The sequence below is a fragment of the Candidatus Pelagibacter sp. PS_44 genome (assembly GCF_059417735.1).
In genome coordinates, this window is the sequence record NZ_CM182063.1 from 265182 (window position 1) to 280388 (window position 15207).

The 15207-nt window shown below is 33.4% G+C and carries 14 protein-coding genes; all 14 read right to left on the minus strand.

Annotated features, from left to right (window positions below; all coding sequences use genetic code 11):
• Nucleotides 1-3 precede the first annotated feature (3 nt).
• Nucleotides 4-1425 carry a cryptochrome/photolyase family protein gene (locus AC5SLO_RS01400; protein ID WP_494573425.1) on the minus strand — a complete coding sequence of 474 codons (1422 nt, stop codon included), beginning with the start codon at nucleotides 1423-1425 and terminating at the stop codon, nucleotides 4-6.
• Between the two features lie 4 nt (nucleotides 1426-1429).
• Nucleotides 1430-2560, minus strand: coding sequence for a diaminopropionate ammonia-lyase (locus AC5SLO_RS01405; RefSeq protein ID WP_494573426.1), 1131 nt, complete (start codon nucleotides 2558-2560; stop codon nucleotides 1430-1432).
• Nucleotide 2561: 1 nt separating this feature from the next.
• Complete coding sequence (gene glnT, locus AC5SLO_RS01410; protein ID WP_494573427.1) at nucleotides 2562-3887, minus strand: type III glutamate--ammonia ligase; 1326 nt, start codon at nucleotides 3885-3887, stop codon at nucleotides 2562-2564.
• 17 nt (nucleotides 3888-3904) lie between these two features.
• Nucleotides 3905-4057 carry a hypothetical protein gene (locus AC5SLO_RS01415; RefSeq protein WP_494573428.1) on the minus strand — a complete coding sequence of 51 codons (153 nt, stop codon included), beginning with the start codon at nucleotides 4055-4057 and terminating at the stop codon, nucleotides 3905-3907.
• A 58-nt stretch (nucleotides 4058-4115) separates the two neighbouring features.
• A complete protein-coding gene (locus tag AC5SLO_RS01420) occupies nucleotides 4116-4340 on the minus strand; it encodes a hypothetical protein (RefSeq protein ID WP_494573429.1) in 225 nt (74 codons plus the stop codon).
• Nucleotides 4341-4351: 11 nt separating this feature from the next.
• Nucleotides 4352-5752: an ammonium transporter gene (locus tag AC5SLO_RS01425; RefSeq protein ID WP_494573430.1), complete on the minus strand. Its 1401-nt coding sequence runs from the start codon at nucleotides 5750-5752 to the stop codon at nucleotides 4352-4354.
• A 128-nt stretch (nucleotides 5753-5880) separates the two neighbouring features.
• A complete protein-coding gene (locus AC5SLO_RS01430) occupies nucleotides 5881-6306 on the minus strand; it encodes a hypothetical protein (RefSeq protein ID WP_494573431.1) in 426 nt (141 codons plus the stop codon).
• Nucleotides 6307-6314: 8 nt separating this feature from the next.
• Nucleotides 6315-7724 (minus strand): FMN-binding glutamate synthase family protein, encoded by a 1410-nt coding sequence (locus AC5SLO_RS01435; RefSeq protein WP_494573432.1) that lies wholly within the window; start codon nucleotides 7722-7724, stop codon nucleotides 6315-6317.
• A complete protein-coding gene (locus tag AC5SLO_RS01440; RefSeq protein WP_494573433.1) occupies nucleotides 7724-8578 on the minus strand; it encodes a GltB/FmdC/FwdC-like GXGXG domain-containing protein in 855 nt (284 codons plus the stop codon). Before AC5SLO_RS01440 ends, AC5SLO_RS01435 begins: the two co-directional genes overlap by 1 nt.
• Nucleotides 8566-9510: a class II glutamine amidotransferase domain-containing protein gene (locus tag AC5SLO_RS01445; RefSeq protein WP_494573434.1), complete on the minus strand. Its 945-nt coding sequence runs from the start codon at nucleotides 9508-9510 to the stop codon at nucleotides 8566-8568. Before AC5SLO_RS01445 ends, AC5SLO_RS01440 begins: the two co-directional genes overlap by 13 nt.
• A 25-nt stretch (nucleotides 9511-9535) precedes the next feature.
• Nucleotides 9536-11005: a glutamine synthetase family protein gene (locus AC5SLO_RS01450; protein ID WP_494573435.1), complete on the minus strand. Its 1470-nt coding sequence runs from the start codon at nucleotides 11003-11005 to the stop codon at nucleotides 9536-9538.
• 75 nt (nucleotides 11006-11080) lie between these two features.
• The gene (locus AC5SLO_RS01455) at nucleotides 11081-12409 is read right to left on the minus strand and encodes an NAD(P)/FAD-dependent oxidoreductase (RefSeq protein ID WP_494573436.1); all 1329 of its coding nucleotides are present in this window, start codon (nucleotides 12407-12409) and stop codon (nucleotides 11081-11083) included.
• 102 nt (nucleotides 12410-12511) lie between these two features.
• Nucleotides 12512-12862: a hypothetical protein gene (locus tag AC5SLO_RS01460; RefSeq protein ID WP_494573437.1), complete on the minus strand. Its 351-nt coding sequence runs from the start codon at nucleotides 12860-12862 to the stop codon at nucleotides 12512-12514.
• 2 nt (nucleotides 12863-12864) lie between these two features.
• Nucleotides 12865-15192 carry a trimethylamine N-oxide demethylase gene (locus tag AC5SLO_RS01465; protein WP_494573438.1) on the minus strand — a complete coding sequence of 776 codons (2328 nt, stop codon included), beginning with the start codon at nucleotides 15190-15192 and terminating at the stop codon, nucleotides 12865-12867.
• Nucleotides 15193-15207 lie beyond the last annotated feature (15 nt).

The following is a 15207-nucleotide window of genomic DNA, read 5'->3' on the forward strand; positions in this document are numbered from 1 at the left end:
ATTTCATACTTTTTTTAAGCTTTGAAAAGCTTCTAAGGCCGAAGCTCTAGCTTTTTCATGTACGACTATTGGCTGAGGATAATCTTTTCCAATTATTGTTTTAATTGCTTGTTGGTACTTTAATTCCATTTCCCAAGGCTTATGAATAAATTTATTTGGCACTTTATCCAATTCGGGGACCCATTTTTTTACATAAAGCCCTTCTTTATCAAATTTTTCACCCTGCAGGATTGGATTAAAAATTCTAAAATAAGGAGCGGCATCTGCCCCACAACCAGCAACCCACTGCCATTGTGCAACATTGTTTGCTTTATTAAAATCCAACAAACAATTTCTGAAATGTTTTTCTCCTTCAGTCCAATTAATTCTTAAATGTTTAACAAGAAAAGATCCAACTACCATACGAACTCTATTATGCATCCAGCCAGTCTCATATAATTCTCTCATACCAGCATCCACTATTGGATATCCTGTCATTCCAGTTTTCCAAGCTTTTAAATATTTTTCGTTTTTAATCCATGGAAATTTATCAAAGTCTTTTCTATAATTGCCTTTTAAAAATTCTGGAAAATAATTGATCAAACTATGTGAAAATTCTCTCCAACCAAGTTCATTAATATATTTTCTATATCCAATACCTTTAGATTTGATTTCACTACATTTTTTCCAAATACTTGCCACATGAATTTGACCATGTTTTATATATGGTGAAAGTTTTGAAGTTCCATCAACAGACGGAATGTCTCTTGTTGTTCCATAATCTTTGATTTTATTTTCTATTAACTCATTTAGAATTTTTTTTGAATTAGTTTCAGATATTATCCAGTATTTATCAAATTTTTTATACCAATTTTTTTTAGGCAAAATATCTTTAGGTTTAATACAGTTTTTAAAAAAAGTTTTTTCTTTTGACTTATCTTTAATAATATATTTTTTACTAGGAGGTGAAGCTAAATATTTTTGCTCAGCAGTTCTCCAAAATGGAGTAAATACTTTAAAAGGTGTTCCATCATTTTTGGTTACTTCTTGAAATTCATTTAAAATATTTCCTTTAAAGTATTTAAAATTGATTTCATTTTTTAAAAAAATATCTCTAATTTTTTTTCCTTTAGCAATTACATCTGGCTCATAAACTTTATTCCAATATATAGAAAGATTATCTTTTTTTTTAATCTTAGAAAAAGTATCAAGCTCATCACCTTTCACTATTTGAAGAGCAATATTATATTTAGATAAGTCTTTTTTATAAACTTCTAATGACTTTGAAACCCACCATTTTTGAGCTTCAGTTTGATTATCAAAATTTTTGTTATTATAGATAAACAATCCAATTACACTCTCATGATTTTGAGTTGCAAAAGATAATGCAGGATTATCTTCTATTCTAAAATCATCTCTTATCCAGAAAATGCCTATGTCTGACATGTAATTAATTTTGATTGATTAACTTTTGGTACATTGCTTTATCTGTATCACCTTCACAACCAATTACTAAAACATTTGAATTTTGATCTAATCTTAAACTTTGTTTTAAATTTTGATCCTCACAACTTGCAATTAAACTTATTACTCCTGGGGCCGAATTTTCACCAGCAATAATAGGCTGATCACTAAAGCTTGAGTTTCCTAATAATTTCATAGTTTTTGCAATATCGTCATCCGGCAGACTTATACAATGTTTAACAGAGTTCTTTAGAATCTTCCATGGGACCAGTGATACTTCTCCACAAGACATGCCACCCATCAAACTCTCTCTTTTGATGTCAATTTTTTCTATTTTTCCAGTTTTTATACTTTCTAAAACACAAGCTGCACTATCAGGTTCAACTACTATAGTAGATGGAATATTATTTAAATATTTGGCAATCCCTGCGATCATTGCTCCAGCCATTCCACCAACACCAGCTTGTAAAATTATATGAGAAATTTTTTCATTATCAATTTGATCTGCAATTTCTTTCATCATGACCGTATATCCAGCCATCGTATACGTAGGCACCTGTATATAATCTCTCCAAGCAACATCTTGTACTATCTGCCAATTATTTTCCGTAGATTGCTTGATGCATTCAATTAATGATTTTTCATAATTTCCTTTTACTTTAATTACATCTGCTCCAAGATCAGCCATAGCTTGACCTCTTGCATCACTTACAAACTCACTAATAAAAATTTTACAGTTTAAACCTAATCTTCTAGCACCCCAAGCAACAGATCTTCCATGATTACCAGCAGTTGCGGTTGCGACTACAATATCTTTATTACCTTTTGTTATTTTTTCAACAGCATAAGCGCCACCTAAAGCTTTAAAAGATTTTAAATTAAATCTTTTACTCTCATCTTTGTAGTAAATATTTTTTAAATTTAATTCTTTTGATAATTTATTTAAAGAAATTAAAGGAGTAGGGGCATAACCATTCCATTTTGAAATACTAGAATAAGCATCATCTATTTCTTTTTCTGATAATGAGTTTAAAATTTGTTGTTTATCAAAGGAATAATTTTTATTATTTAAAATTTCAGAAAATTTCCATTGATGACCATTAGATAAAATTGTCATTCTAACAATCTAGAGTATTATCTTTTTCCCACTTTGAAATAGGTTTTGTCTTATCAAAACTTTCTTTGGATTGGAATTCTCTAATTTCCAAACTTCTAAGTTTGATATAGCTCATAATTGTTTCTTTACCAAAGGCCTCATTCATTTCTTTATTATTCTTTAATTGCTCTAATGATTGACTTAACTCATTAGGTAATTTTGGTAAATCTGGATATTTTGCGTGGTCCTCGTACATATTACAATTAAGTGGTTTTCCTGGATCGATTTTATTTTTTAAACCATATAATCCAGCAGCTAATACGCTTGCTTGTAACAGATATGGATTAACAGATCCATCCATTAATCTTAATTCAAATCTACCTGGGTCAGGTATTCTAATCATATGAGTTCTATTGTTTCCTGTATAAGAAATACTACTAGGTGACCATGTAGCACCAGATTTTGTTGGTGGAGCATTTATTCTTCTATAACTATTAATTGTTGGATTAAAAAAAGCTGAAAGAGAAGATGCATTTTTGATTACTCCACCAAGAAAATTATAAGCCATTTTACTTAAGCCAAGACTATCTGATTTATCTAAAAATTTATTTTTATTACCTTGCCATACTGAAACGTGTGCGTGACAGCCATTTCCAGTTAAATTTTCAAATGGTTTAGGCATGAAAGTTGCTCTTAGACCATGTTTTTCAGATATTGTTTTAACCATATATTTAAAAAAAGTATGTCTATCTGCAGTTTTTAAGCAATCGTCATAATCCCAATTCATTTCAAATTGGCCATTAGCGTCCTCGTGATCATTTTGATATGGGCCCCATCCCATTTCAATCATACAATCACAAATTTCTTTGATTAAATCATACCTTCTCATTAATGCCGATTGATCATAGCAAGGTTTTGATTGAGTATCTCTTGAATCTGCAATTGAGTTACCATCTTGTGAAATTAAAAAATATTCACATTCAACACCTGATTTCATTATTAAATTTTGTTTTTTAAGTTTTTGAATTTGTTTTTTAAGCATTACTCTTGGTGAGGCCTCAACTGGCTTGCCATTCATCCATAAGTCAGAAGCTAACCATCCTACTTCTTTATTCCATGGCAATTGGATTAAGCTATCTGGATCTGGTATTCCAAACATATCTGAGTCTGCTGGAGACATATCAAGCCATGCAGCAAACCCCGCAAAGCCAGCACCAGCACTCTGCATTTCTTTTATAGCATGAGCAGGAACTAATTTTGATCTAAGTACACCAAATAAATCAACAAAACTTATTAGAAAATATTTAATTTTTTTCTCTTTTGCGATTTTGAATAAATTTTTAGGCATAAATTAAGTTAACATTATTATCTAAATAGTGAAAAGATAGTTTCCTTATAATAAATTAAATTTACAACAATTATTATTACTATAGCTAATATTACTCCATATTTTGCTTTAGGAAAAACAACACCCCTCATTTTAGTAGGTCTCAATTCTTCGTTGTTATTGTCAGCCATATTTAAAGATTATAAAATAGGGCGCCACTTTCAAGTAGCGCCCAAATTTTAAGTTTAATTACCAATCGGTAATATTGCTTTTATGATCATTAGCACCATGTCTTTTTCTAGCTAACCTTGAGAGTTTTTCACTCTCAGATTTAGCAGTCAAAACATGCCAGCCAATCCAAAAAACTATACCAAGAATAACCAGTAAAGTTTCAGTGGATCCAGCTCCCGGATAAACTGCTCCGACAACCTCTTTTGCACTTAAATGATCTATCCAGTTTGTAACTGTAGCCATATTTTTCTCCTTTACCTAGTTGAAGAGGCGACTGCTTTTTCAGCTTCTCTATCGTCCTCCATTATTTCATAGTCTAGTCCAGCTATTTCAACTTCACGAGGTATTCTTAATTTACCCATTCCATGAAGTACTTTAGCTATTACATAACCCGGTAGCATTCCAAGAACACCAAACATAATTATTGCTCCTAAGAATTGCCCCAATGGATTGATTGATGCATAAGTTGATCCGTCCCACATAGCTCCAACACTGTATCCAGATGAAGGATAGCCATTTAAAACAAATCCACAAATTACAAGACCAACAAACCCTGCATAACCGTGCACTGCTACTGCACCAACTGCATCATCGATTTTGAACTTACGTTCAACCCAGTAATGCATTTTATATGCAATAACTACACCGATCGCACCAATAAGCATTGCTTGTATCGGGTGATACAAATCATTACCTGCAGATGCACAGATGATACCTGCTAGTCCACTTGAGTATGTCCAGAACGGATCACCTTTGGCGACCACGTATCCAGCCAATAATCCACCTGATAATGACATCAAGAAGTTAAAGGTAATTCCACTCAGCGTGGTAGGGGTTACATATATGTTTGTTGCTGTCCAGTACGTGACACCTTCCATTCCATATTCAGGTCCAAGATCAAATATCGGTATATTACATGCCGCATAAAATCCCCAGAAACCAGTATAGATTAAAAATAATCCAACTGTAACTAGCCATGGGTTCCTTGGTCCTATATTTCTTGGTTCACCACTAGATGAGAATTTTCCAATTCTAGGTCCTAAAACGATTAGAACACCTAAAGCAAATCCACCCGCAATTGCGTGAATTACTCCTGATGCGTAAGCGTCATGATACCCTAAAATTTTAAGCATCCATCCATCAAAGTGCCATCCCCAAGCAGCATCAATCACCCAGAAGCACGAACCAATTGCAATTGCTAAAATTCCAAATGCAAAAGTTGTAATTCTTTCAATGATTGCTCCAGAGACGATTGAAGCAGCTGTCCATGAAAATAGTAAGAATGCAGCCCAGAATACTCCACTTATGTGATCACCTAAATTGATCGCCATAAATTCTGAGTTAGCTAAATACCATTTAGCACTAAAAGTGCTATCGTCAGTAATTAACGCTGTACTCTCATTCATTATTGAAGGTGCAATTCCTGGTCCTGTTGGAAATGCCCAGTAAATCCACCAACCAAAGAAAAACCAAGTTACTGTAACCAATGGTATCAGCATTGTGTTTTTCATTAAAGTATGTTGGTGATGTTTGTATCGAGAAGCTCCAACTTCATACATACAGAAACCGACGTGAATTAAAAACATCAGTACTACTGTTACCCAATAGTAAAACTCTGTAAATATAGTTGTAAGAGCACCTAACTGATCAGTCATATTCTCTCTCCCATATTAGTTTTTTAAAAAGCTTATGAGATTTCTAAGAGTGTGACAAATGAAACAATCTATAAAAACTCAATACTCACAACAAGTTTGTAAAATAAAAACAACTATAGATTGAGATATTAAAATTTTAAGTAAGCTTTTTTCAAATCAACAAGAGGGTGTTTTGGAGACATTTGAAATTTAACCAAAAGCTCTCTTGCTATCATATCTCTATCTTGTTGGTTGTTCGGTAATTTAATAGATTTTGGAATTGTAACCCAACCATTTGCATTTCTACAAAATACTGCTGGTCTTCCTTCTTCATAACCCATATGAACGTCTTCTAACCAGTTAAGATCATCCCATCCCATTGCTTCCACATATTTTTTAAGAAATGGAGTTACTCTTTTATAATCTGGAAGTAAGTTTACATCATATCTGTAACCGATATGTTGACCAATTAACTTTTCTCTAGCTGTTTCTTTAAAAGTACCAAGTTTTAGTTTTTTTTCTTTTTTAACTTTACTTTTAACATTTGCTTTAGTTTTTGTTTTTTTCTTAGCCATATTTACCTCTATATTTTGTGATAGTTATCAACACCTACAGTGTAGTTAGTTCCAGCTAAAGGAACTTTTGCTAAAGCAGATGCTTCTGTAGTTAATGCAGCTAAATCCTCAGGCTCTAAAGAGTGGATATTAGTTTTACCACACGCTCTAGCCAAAAGTTGAGCTTCTAACGTCATTGAATGAAGATAGTTGTAAACTCTTAAAGCAGCATCATCTGGATTTAATCTAGCTCTTAGTTTAGGATCCTGCGTTGCAACACCAACTGGACAACGACCAGTATGACAGTGGTAACACTCACCAGCTTTTACACCCATTTCTTTTTCAAAATTAGCTTCAGGGATATCTTTATTACAATTCAAAGCGATCATAGATCCAGTTCCAATTGCAATTGCATCAGCACCTAATGCCAAAGCTTTTGCCATATCAGCACCATCTCTTATACCACCAGCGTAAATTAAAGTAACTTTTCCAGTTTTGCCGACATCATCAATTGCTCTTCTAGCTTCTCTAATTGCAGCAATTCCTGGAATACCAGTATTTGCAGCAGCAATGTGAGGGCCAGCTCCTGTAGAACCTTCCATTCCATCCAAATAAATAGAGTCAGGGTCACATTTTGCAGCCATACGCACATCATCATAAACTTTTGATGCACCAAGCTTTAATTGAATTGGTACTTTATTTTTTGTAAGTTGTCTTAATTCCTCAACCTTTAAAGCTAAATCATCTGGACCTAGCCAGTCAGGGTGTCGAGCAGGTGATCTTTGGTCAATACCAGATGGTAATGATCTCATCTCAGCTACTTGATCAGTTACTTTTTGACCCATTAAGTGTCCACCCATTCCAACTTTTTGACCTTGACCAATGAAAACCTCTATTCCATCTGCAAGTTGAGCGTGGTGTGGATTAAATCCATATCTTGATTGGATACATTGGTAATACCATTTTTCAGAATATCTTCTTTCATCAGGTATCATTCCTCCTTCTCCAGAACAAGTAGCACTACCAGCCATAGTAGCTCCTCTTGCTAAAGCAGTTTTAGCTTCATAAGAAAGTGCTCCAAAACTCATACCGGTAATGTAAACAGGTATATCAAGTTCAATTGGGTTTTCACATCTTGGACCAATTACAGTTTTTGTTTCACATTTTTCTCTGTAACCTTCAATTACAAATCTTGTAAGTGTTCCAGGTAAGAAAACTAAATCATCAAATGTTGGAATTTTCTTCATCAATGCCATTCCACGCATTCTGTATCTTCCTAACTGAGCTTTTATGTGAATATCGTCAATTACTTCAGGAGTAAAAATAGCATTATGACCTAATAAACTTTTATTTCTTTTACCTTCCTCGTAGGCATGAACATCAGCTTTTCCACCAACACTTCCATTACTTTTTTTCTTTTTAGTTTTTTTCTTAGGCATTAAATTGCTCCTTTCTTCTCAGTAGGTTCTAAATTATCGTAGTTCCATAATTTTTTACCAGCTACAATTTTTTTCATTTTACTTACATCAAAATTTTCACCGATTTCTGCAACTTTTAATTTTCTTCTTAACCAGTCTTGATCACTCTTAGTAAGTTCAGCGTCAACTGCATCACTTCCATAAGATCCAATACTGCCACCAATAAAAATTGTACCATCATACATAGAGTCACCTAAATTTATTCCAACATCTCCAAGAATAATTATTCTCCCTCTTTGCATCATGAAACCTGTAAATGCACCAGCATCACCACCAATAATGATAGTTCCACCTTTCATATCAATACCAGTTCTAGCACCAACACTACCTTTACAAATTAAATCTCCACCTCTAATAGCAGCGCCGAAACAAGATCCTGCATTTTTTTCAATAACTACTTTACCAGCCATTAAATTTTCAGCACAAGACCAACCAACTCTACCGTTAATTCTAACAGTTGGACCATCGCATGAACCCATACCAAAATAACCTAAGCTTCCTTCAAAAATTAAGTTTAATTTATTTAGAATCCCAACACCTAAACTGTGTTTTCCTTGAGGATTCTTTATAACAATTGTTCCATAGCCTTGGCTCATTAAATTATCTATTTCTTTATTTGCGTCTGGAGCAGTCATATCTTTAACATCAAGCTCTGTTCTTTTATTAAAATCAACATCATATGTGCCAAAGTAATAAAAGTTTTCTGCTTCATCAGGATTAAAAAACTTTTGTTGAGTTCTTCCTGTTAAAACTTCTGTGTGCATACCCATTGACTGGGCTTTTGATTTTTTCTCGGTTGTTTTTAGATTTGCCATACTTTTACCTCTCCATCAAATGGATCATATGTATCAATTTCTTGTGGAAGAACTGATCTGATCGCTATTTCTTCTGAACCCATTGCAACTAAATCATCTGACTCATAAAGAACCAAAGGTTTTGCTGCCATAGTGTCTTTTGCCATTCCTAACGAGTCTTTTGTTGCAACAAAATAAGTGAATACTCCATCAAGACCTGTTAAAGAGTCCCTCATACCTTCTTCAAGACTTGCTCCTTCTCTCATCTTTTGAGCAATATAAACGGCAATTAATTCTGAGTCACATTCAGACATAAATCTCATACCTTTATTTTCTAACAGTCTTCTATTATTCCAGTAATTAGTTAATTGTCCGTTATGAACCACGGATACATCACTAAAAGGATAACCCCAGAAAGGATGTGCTGATTTAATATCAACACCAGACTCCGTTGCCATTCTTGCGTGACCAATTGCATGAGTTCCAACCACTTTATCTAAATTATATCTATCACAAACCATTTTAGCATTACCTAAATCTTTAATCACTTCTAATGATTTCCCCATAGAAAGTATTTCCACACCTGGAATACTTTCAATTTTTTGTGAAAATGAAAGTAAATCTTTTGCGCTATAATCAAGTTCATATCTTAAAGAGTAGGGTAAAATCCTTTCTTCCTTAAGAATTTTTGCACCCATCTCAGAAAGATATTGATCAACAATTTTTTTTCTTTCATCATAAACTGAAGTTTCTTCCATTATTGATGAGCTTCCTTCCCCAACATTTTCTCCAACTTTAAAGCGCATGATAAAATTTTTACCATCTGTATCACCGTATAAAGCGTAACCAGTTGAGTCTTCCCCTCTATGTTTTAGAGCCTGAAGCATTCCCTGCAGCTCACTTCCTACATTTGATGATTTACCTCTATGTATTAATCCTGCTATTCCACACATATATTTTCCTTTTTATAATTAAAGACTACGGTAGGCAGTCCAGATAAGTATCTAAATCCCACTGAGTTGTTGCACCTAAAAATCTTTCCCACTCATCGTTTTTGTACCAATGAAACACTTTATACATTTCATCTGGCATAGCTGATTTGATAACTTCGTCTTCAGCTAAACGGTCAAGAGCCTCACCAAGACTTAAAGGTAATTTTTTGACTTCTTTACCAGCTGCTTGAGCTTCGTACATACTTCTAGATTCTGGTTTTCCAGGATCAATATTATTTGATATTCCGTCATCAAAAGATTTTAATAATCCTGAACCCATTAAATAAGGATTATGCATTGAGTCTACCGATCTATATTCAAATCTTCCAGGGGCAGAAACTCTTAATCCACATGTTCTATTTTGATATCCCCAGTCAGCATAAACAGGAGCCCAAAAACCTGTGTCCCATAATCTTCTATATGAATTTACAGTTGAAGAACCAATTGCAGTTAAAGCACCAAGGTGTTTCATTACACCACCAATTGCTTTTAGACCAACCTTACCAGGTAACTGAACATCTTTTGTATCTGGCATGAATGTATTTGTTCCACCCTCAACATAAGTAAATACATGGTCCATTCCTGGCAAAGATTTGTGACTTAATTTATTCACAACATCTTTTCCACCTGTCCATAAAGACATATTTGTATGGCAACCACTTGCAGACACACCCATAAAAGGTTTTGTCATAAAGCAAGCAATTAAATTAAATTCTCTAGCAACTTGGGCACAAATTTGTCTGTAAGTTGATAGTCTATCAGCATTTCTTAAAACATCATCGTACATCCAGTTTAATTCTAGTTGTCCTGGTGCATCCTCATGGTCACCTTGAATCATATCAAAGCCCATTGCTCTAGCATATTCGAAAACTTTCATAAATACAGGTCTTAAAGATTCAAATTGATCTATGTGATAGCAATAAGGTTTAGAAAATCCTTTACCTGTTGGAGACCCATCTTCATTTTTAGTTAACCACATCATTTCTGGTTCTGTTCCAACTCTTAATTGGTAGCCATGCTTTTTTTTAAATTCTTCAGCATGAATTCTTAAATTTCCACGACAATCAGAGGTTAAATGAGCACCTGGGTTTTCTCTTTCTTCACGATTTCTAAAACAAGTAACAAAAACTCTTGCTACTTTTTTATCCCATGGAAGTTGACAAAAAGTTTCCGGATCAGGTATCCCTACAAGCTCTTTTGCTTCGGGTCCATAACCTATGTATCTACCATGACGATCTGTAAATAAGTTTGCAGTTGCTCCATAAACTAATTGAAAACCTTTTTCACATGTTCTTTCCCAATGGTCTGTTGGAATTCCTTTTCCAACAACTCTACCAGTTACTGATATGAATTGAAAAAATATATATTCAATACCAAGCTCATCAATTTTTGCTCTAACTTGTTTTACTAGTTTAGCTCTGCCTGGTTGGTTAACGTGTTTATCTAGATCAGTCATTTTAATTTCACCCCTCAATGAATTATAATTTATTCAAAGGTAGCTGAAATTTTTATTAGTGTCTAGACTTGAAGTTTAACTCCAAGGGAACGGACTGTTCGATGTAGGGTGAAGTTCACCTTTCTCGTAACGGTTGAATCTAAACGGTTTTAATAAATCACTCTCAGTACCAAGAATTTCTTTTGCTACAAGTTCTCCTACACCAATCATTTTATAACCGTGATTAGCATCAGCAATCATATATACGTTCTCTAAAAATCTATCAAAGATTGGAAACGAGTCTGGTGTCATACATCCAAGACCACCAGACGGCCCTTTTCTATAAAGATCAGATTTTCCTTCAAATCTTTTTTGACAATGCGCTAAAGCTGAACACCACATATCATTGAATTCTTCTGTAGTTTGATATTCAGGAGATTCAACTCCATAAGGATCTATATTCACTTTATCAAAATGTTTATCAACTATGTAAGGAGACGTTCCACCTTGAACACCAAGTCCTTCAATGTCAGGTTTGTAATAAATTCCCCAAATTTTATCAGTGATTAATTTTTTTGTTTTATCTGAATATAGTGGAGCAGTAGAGTCAACATGGATCACAGGAGGTTGTTTTCCATTGTTCATTTTTAAAAAGTCGGGCTCAACACCAATCACACCTTCTTGAAGCATCCAATATGTCCACATATCAGTTTCGTGCATTTTGCCATCTTTACCCTTGATATTTGCTGTTTTTGGAAGTTCTAACATATTCCAAAAATCTCTAGCCCAAGGACCAGCACCAACTACTACTTGCTCACACTCAATAGTTCCTTTGTCAGTTTCAACTCCAGTAACTGCTTTACTATTGCTACCTCTTTTAAAACCTGTAACTTTAATACCTTTCATTACTTGAACACCATTTGAAGTAGATTTATTTTCAAGAGCTTTGATAGAATCTTTATTAAATGCATAACCACCTTTTTTTTCATGGAGAACTGAAGTGATGCCTTGAGCTTGCCAGTCATCAAACATTCCCTTCATATAATTCATACAATCTTTTTCACCTTCAATAAATTCTGAATCGTATCCAATTGCTTTTTGTTGTTCGTAAATTGTTGCTACATCTGCATGCATTACTTCTGGAGAAATTTGTAAATATCCTACCGCATTATATTTAAATGCTTTTGGATCACTTTCCCAAACAGAAACTGAGTGTGCCATTAATTCTCTCATGGCTGGTTGAAAATAATTATTTCTAATAACTCCACACGCAATCCCACTTGCCCCAGCTGCAATATCTTTTTTTTCTAGGACAACAATGTCACCAGGATTTTTATATGTCTCTGAAAGTTTCCAAGCAGTACTCAATCCATGAATACCACCACCAATGATAACTACTTTTGCTTTTGTAGGTAATGTTGACATATCAAAACATTATTTTTTGGTAATAGTAATTAATATAATTTTTTATAGAACTAAAAATTATATATAAAAGATATATACTTTGTAATTTTGATAAATTAATGGCTAATAGCTTATGTTTTTAAGTGTATCTAAATAATCGTTAAACTCATTAATAAACGACTCACTTGGCACTATATTTTTTATTCTCTGATCAGTTGAAGTTTTTTCAAGGCGAAAGAATCCTTTTTCGCAAGCTTCAGTAATGATTAATGCAGATTTTGGTCTAGAAGTTTTAAAAAGTTTTGTTTTTAATTCTTCAACAGACAATTTTGTTTGTTCTTTATAAGCTGACATAACTAATAACATCATATGATAATGAGAAGGAGACTTTCTAAAAAAATAGTTACTTGATGTATGAGATTGTTTCATTTGGTCTTCCCAAAAAATTAAAAGAGTTTTTTTATCTTTGGGCATTTTCAAGCTCTTACTCTAGATTTTGTTGGATCATAGAAAGGAAAAGCAACAACCTTTGCACCAATTCTTTTTTGGTGCCCATCTAATTTACCAATCTCAACTTCAGTTCCAATTTCAGAATATTTTACATCAATTCTACAAAGCGCAATATTTTTACCAAGCTTTGGTGACAACATTCCACTCGTTATAACTCCAATTTGTGCTCTACCAACATGAACACAATCACCATGAACAGCTGGTTCGTGACCAATAAGCTCTAAACCTACTAATTTTTTTTGAGGATTAGCTTTTCTTTTTATTAATTCTTCCTTGCCAATGAAATCATCTTCTTTAGTTTTAAGTGGAACAGTAAAACCAATTCCAGCTTCAAAAGGATCTGTTTGATCATCAAATTCATATCCATAAAATATTAGTCCAGCTTCAATTCGAACCATATCTAAAGCTTCTAAACCTAAAGGTGTGATGTCAAATTCTTTTCCAGCTTCCCAAACTTTATCCCAAACCTCACCAGCATCTTTTGGATGACACCATATTTCATAACCAAGTTCCCCAGTGTAACCTGTTCTAGAAATTACAATAGGTGTTCCTGTTTCATGTTCAATTCTTGCAATATTAAATCTAAACCATTCAAGTTCGGTTATTGAGGGCTGGATAGGGGCCGTCCAAACAAATTTTTCTAAAATTTTTCTACTATTAGGTCCTTGAACAGCAATATTGTGTATATGGTCTGTTGCAGATTTTATCCAAACTTTATAATTTTTCTTTTTAGCCTGTTCTTTTAACCACTCACCGCTGTATTCATCTCCACCAATCCATCTAAAATTATCTTGTCCAAATTTGAACAATGTACCATCATCTAACATACATCCATTTTCATAACACATTGCAGTGTAGACAACTTGACCTACTGATAATTTTTTAACATTTCTTGTTAAAGTGTATTGCATTAAATTTTCTGCATCAGGACCCAGGATTTCAAATTTTCTAAGTGGAGAAAGATCTGTTGCTATCGCACTTTCTCGACAGGCGTTATATTCTTTTATTGTTCCTGAATTAGTAAAATTATTTGCTAACCAAAAACCTTTGTATTCAACAAAATTTCTAGTTAGTTCAGATGTTTTTTTATGAAAACCTGTTTCTTGAGTTAGTTTTGGTTCTGAGTCTGTTTTCATTCTAAATGCAATTGCTTTTGAATACTTATTATTCTTTCCGTAAGTTCTAACAAATATATCAGTAGGGTTCCACCCATTAGCAGCATCAACATCACAAGGACAAGCAGATGAAACGCACGTTAAATCTTTTAATGCTCTAAACAGAACATAATCTCCAGGTCTTGACCATGGCTCATCAAATGTTGCAACATTGTTAGCATCAATTGCTGTATTAAAAAAAAGGTTTATAGCTGACCAACTTTTTCGAGCACTTATATTGTATTTTTCTAAACCTTTATTAAAATTATCAGTGCAATTGATGTGCCCCATGTAACCTAGGTCCTCATAGTATTTAGAAGTACAAGCTAAATTAAAAGTATCATGTCTTCCAACTGTGTCTCTTACTACCTCAACCATTGCTTCATGATCTCCATCATAAAATTTTGAAAACAATCCTGGTCCAGGATATGCGCTACCCATAAACGTTCTTGTTGCTTTATCGTCAATAATACTTTCAATACCATCATTTAATTTATGAGTATCAAAAGCTAAAAAATCAGAACATTGTCTTCCACCTGTGTCTATAATTTGAATATATTCTCCAGCTTTTACTTCGTAAGTTTCAGCAGTTCTTCTTTTAATAAGTTGCTCAACAATAGGATCACTTAAAGGCTCTGGTAAAATAAACTGTTCATCAGTTTCTGAAAATTTTGCTCTATTGACAAAAATTGTTAAATCTGTTGGTGGATTTTGCTCATGAACATTTAGCGGGTCACCAGGCGCTGCTATTAAAACAAAACATTTATCTTTTGAAGAAAGTGTTATCTTTTCTCCCATCAGACAATCTTCGTTGAATATAATTGATGATTTAGCTTGTTTAAGATTTAGATTTCTTTTCTTAAAAATTTTTGAAATTTTTTCATCTTTTGCAATTGTTCTTTTAGAGAAATCTGCATTTGAATTTTCTTTTAAATCTAAAATTGACAAATCAGGTTTGCCAATTGAGTCAAAGACAATTATTTCACAAATTTGTTTTCCTTCTTCATTAATTATTTCAACTTTATCTTCGGGAAAAACTTCTATTACAGATAAGCCACCACCTTTGACGAAGTATCTTTCAACTCCTGGTGGCAAAATCCTTAAACCTGGATTATTGATATCTCTGCTAGTTCCTAACATTTACTTAGCTTTTTA

Bases quoted from the DNA above. Each gene is read 5' to 3' on its own strand.
- AC5SLO_RS01425 (WP_494573430.1), bottom strand. From the start codon at position 5,752: ATGACTGATCAGTTAGGTGCTCTTACAACTATATTTACAGAGTTTTAC.
- AC5SLO_RS01420 (WP_494573429.1), bottom strand. From the start codon at position 4,340: ATGGCTACAGTTACAAACTGGATAGATCATTTAAGTGCAAAAGAGGTT.
- AC5SLO_RS01405 (WP_494573426.1), bottom strand. From the start codon at position 2,560: ATGACAATTTTATCTAATGGTCATCAATGGAAATTTTCTGAAATTTTA.
- AC5SLO_RS01460 (WP_494573437.1), bottom strand. From the start codon at position 12,862: ATGCCCAAAGATAAAAAAACTCTTTTAATTTTTTGGGAAGACCAAATG.
- AC5SLO_RS01455 (WP_494573436.1), bottom strand. From the start codon at position 12,409: ATGTCAACATTACCTACAAAAGCAAAAGTAGTTATCATTGGTGGTGGT.
- AC5SLO_RS01415 (WP_494573428.1), bottom strand. From the start codon at position 4,057: ATGGCTGACAATAACAACGAAGAATTGAGACCTACTAAAATGAGGGGT.
- AC5SLO_RS01465 (WP_494573438.1), bottom strand. From the start codon at position 15,192: ATGTTAGGAACTAGCAGAGATATCAATAATCCAGGTTTAAGGATTTTG.
- AC5SLO_RS01435 (WP_494573432.1), bottom strand. From the start codon at position 7,724: ATGCCTAAGAAAAAAACTAAAAAGAAAAAAAGTAATGGAAGTGTTGGT.
- AC5SLO_RS01445 (WP_494573434.1), bottom strand. From the start codon at position 9,510: ATGTGTGGAATAGCAGGATTAATACATAGAGGTAAATCATCAAATGTA.
- AC5SLO_RS01440 (WP_494573433.1), bottom strand. From the start codon at position 8,578: ATGGCAAATCTAAAAACAACCGAGAAAAAATCAAAAGCCCAGTCAATG.
- AC5SLO_RS01400 (WP_494573425.1), bottom strand. From the start codon at position 1,425: ATGTCAGACATAGGCATTTTCTGGATAAGAGATGATTTTAGAATAGAA.
- AC5SLO_RS01430 (WP_494573431.1), bottom strand. From the start codon at position 6,306: ATGGCTAAGAAAAAAACAAAAACTAAAGCAAATGTTAAAAGTAAAGTT.
- AC5SLO_RS01450 (WP_494573435.1), bottom strand. From the start codon at position 11,005: ATGACTGATCTAGATAAACACGTTAACCAACCAGGCAGAGCTAAACTA.
- glnT (WP_494573427.1), bottom strand. From the start codon at position 3,887: ATGCCTAAAAATTTATTCAAAATCGCAAAAGAGAAAAAAATTAAATAT.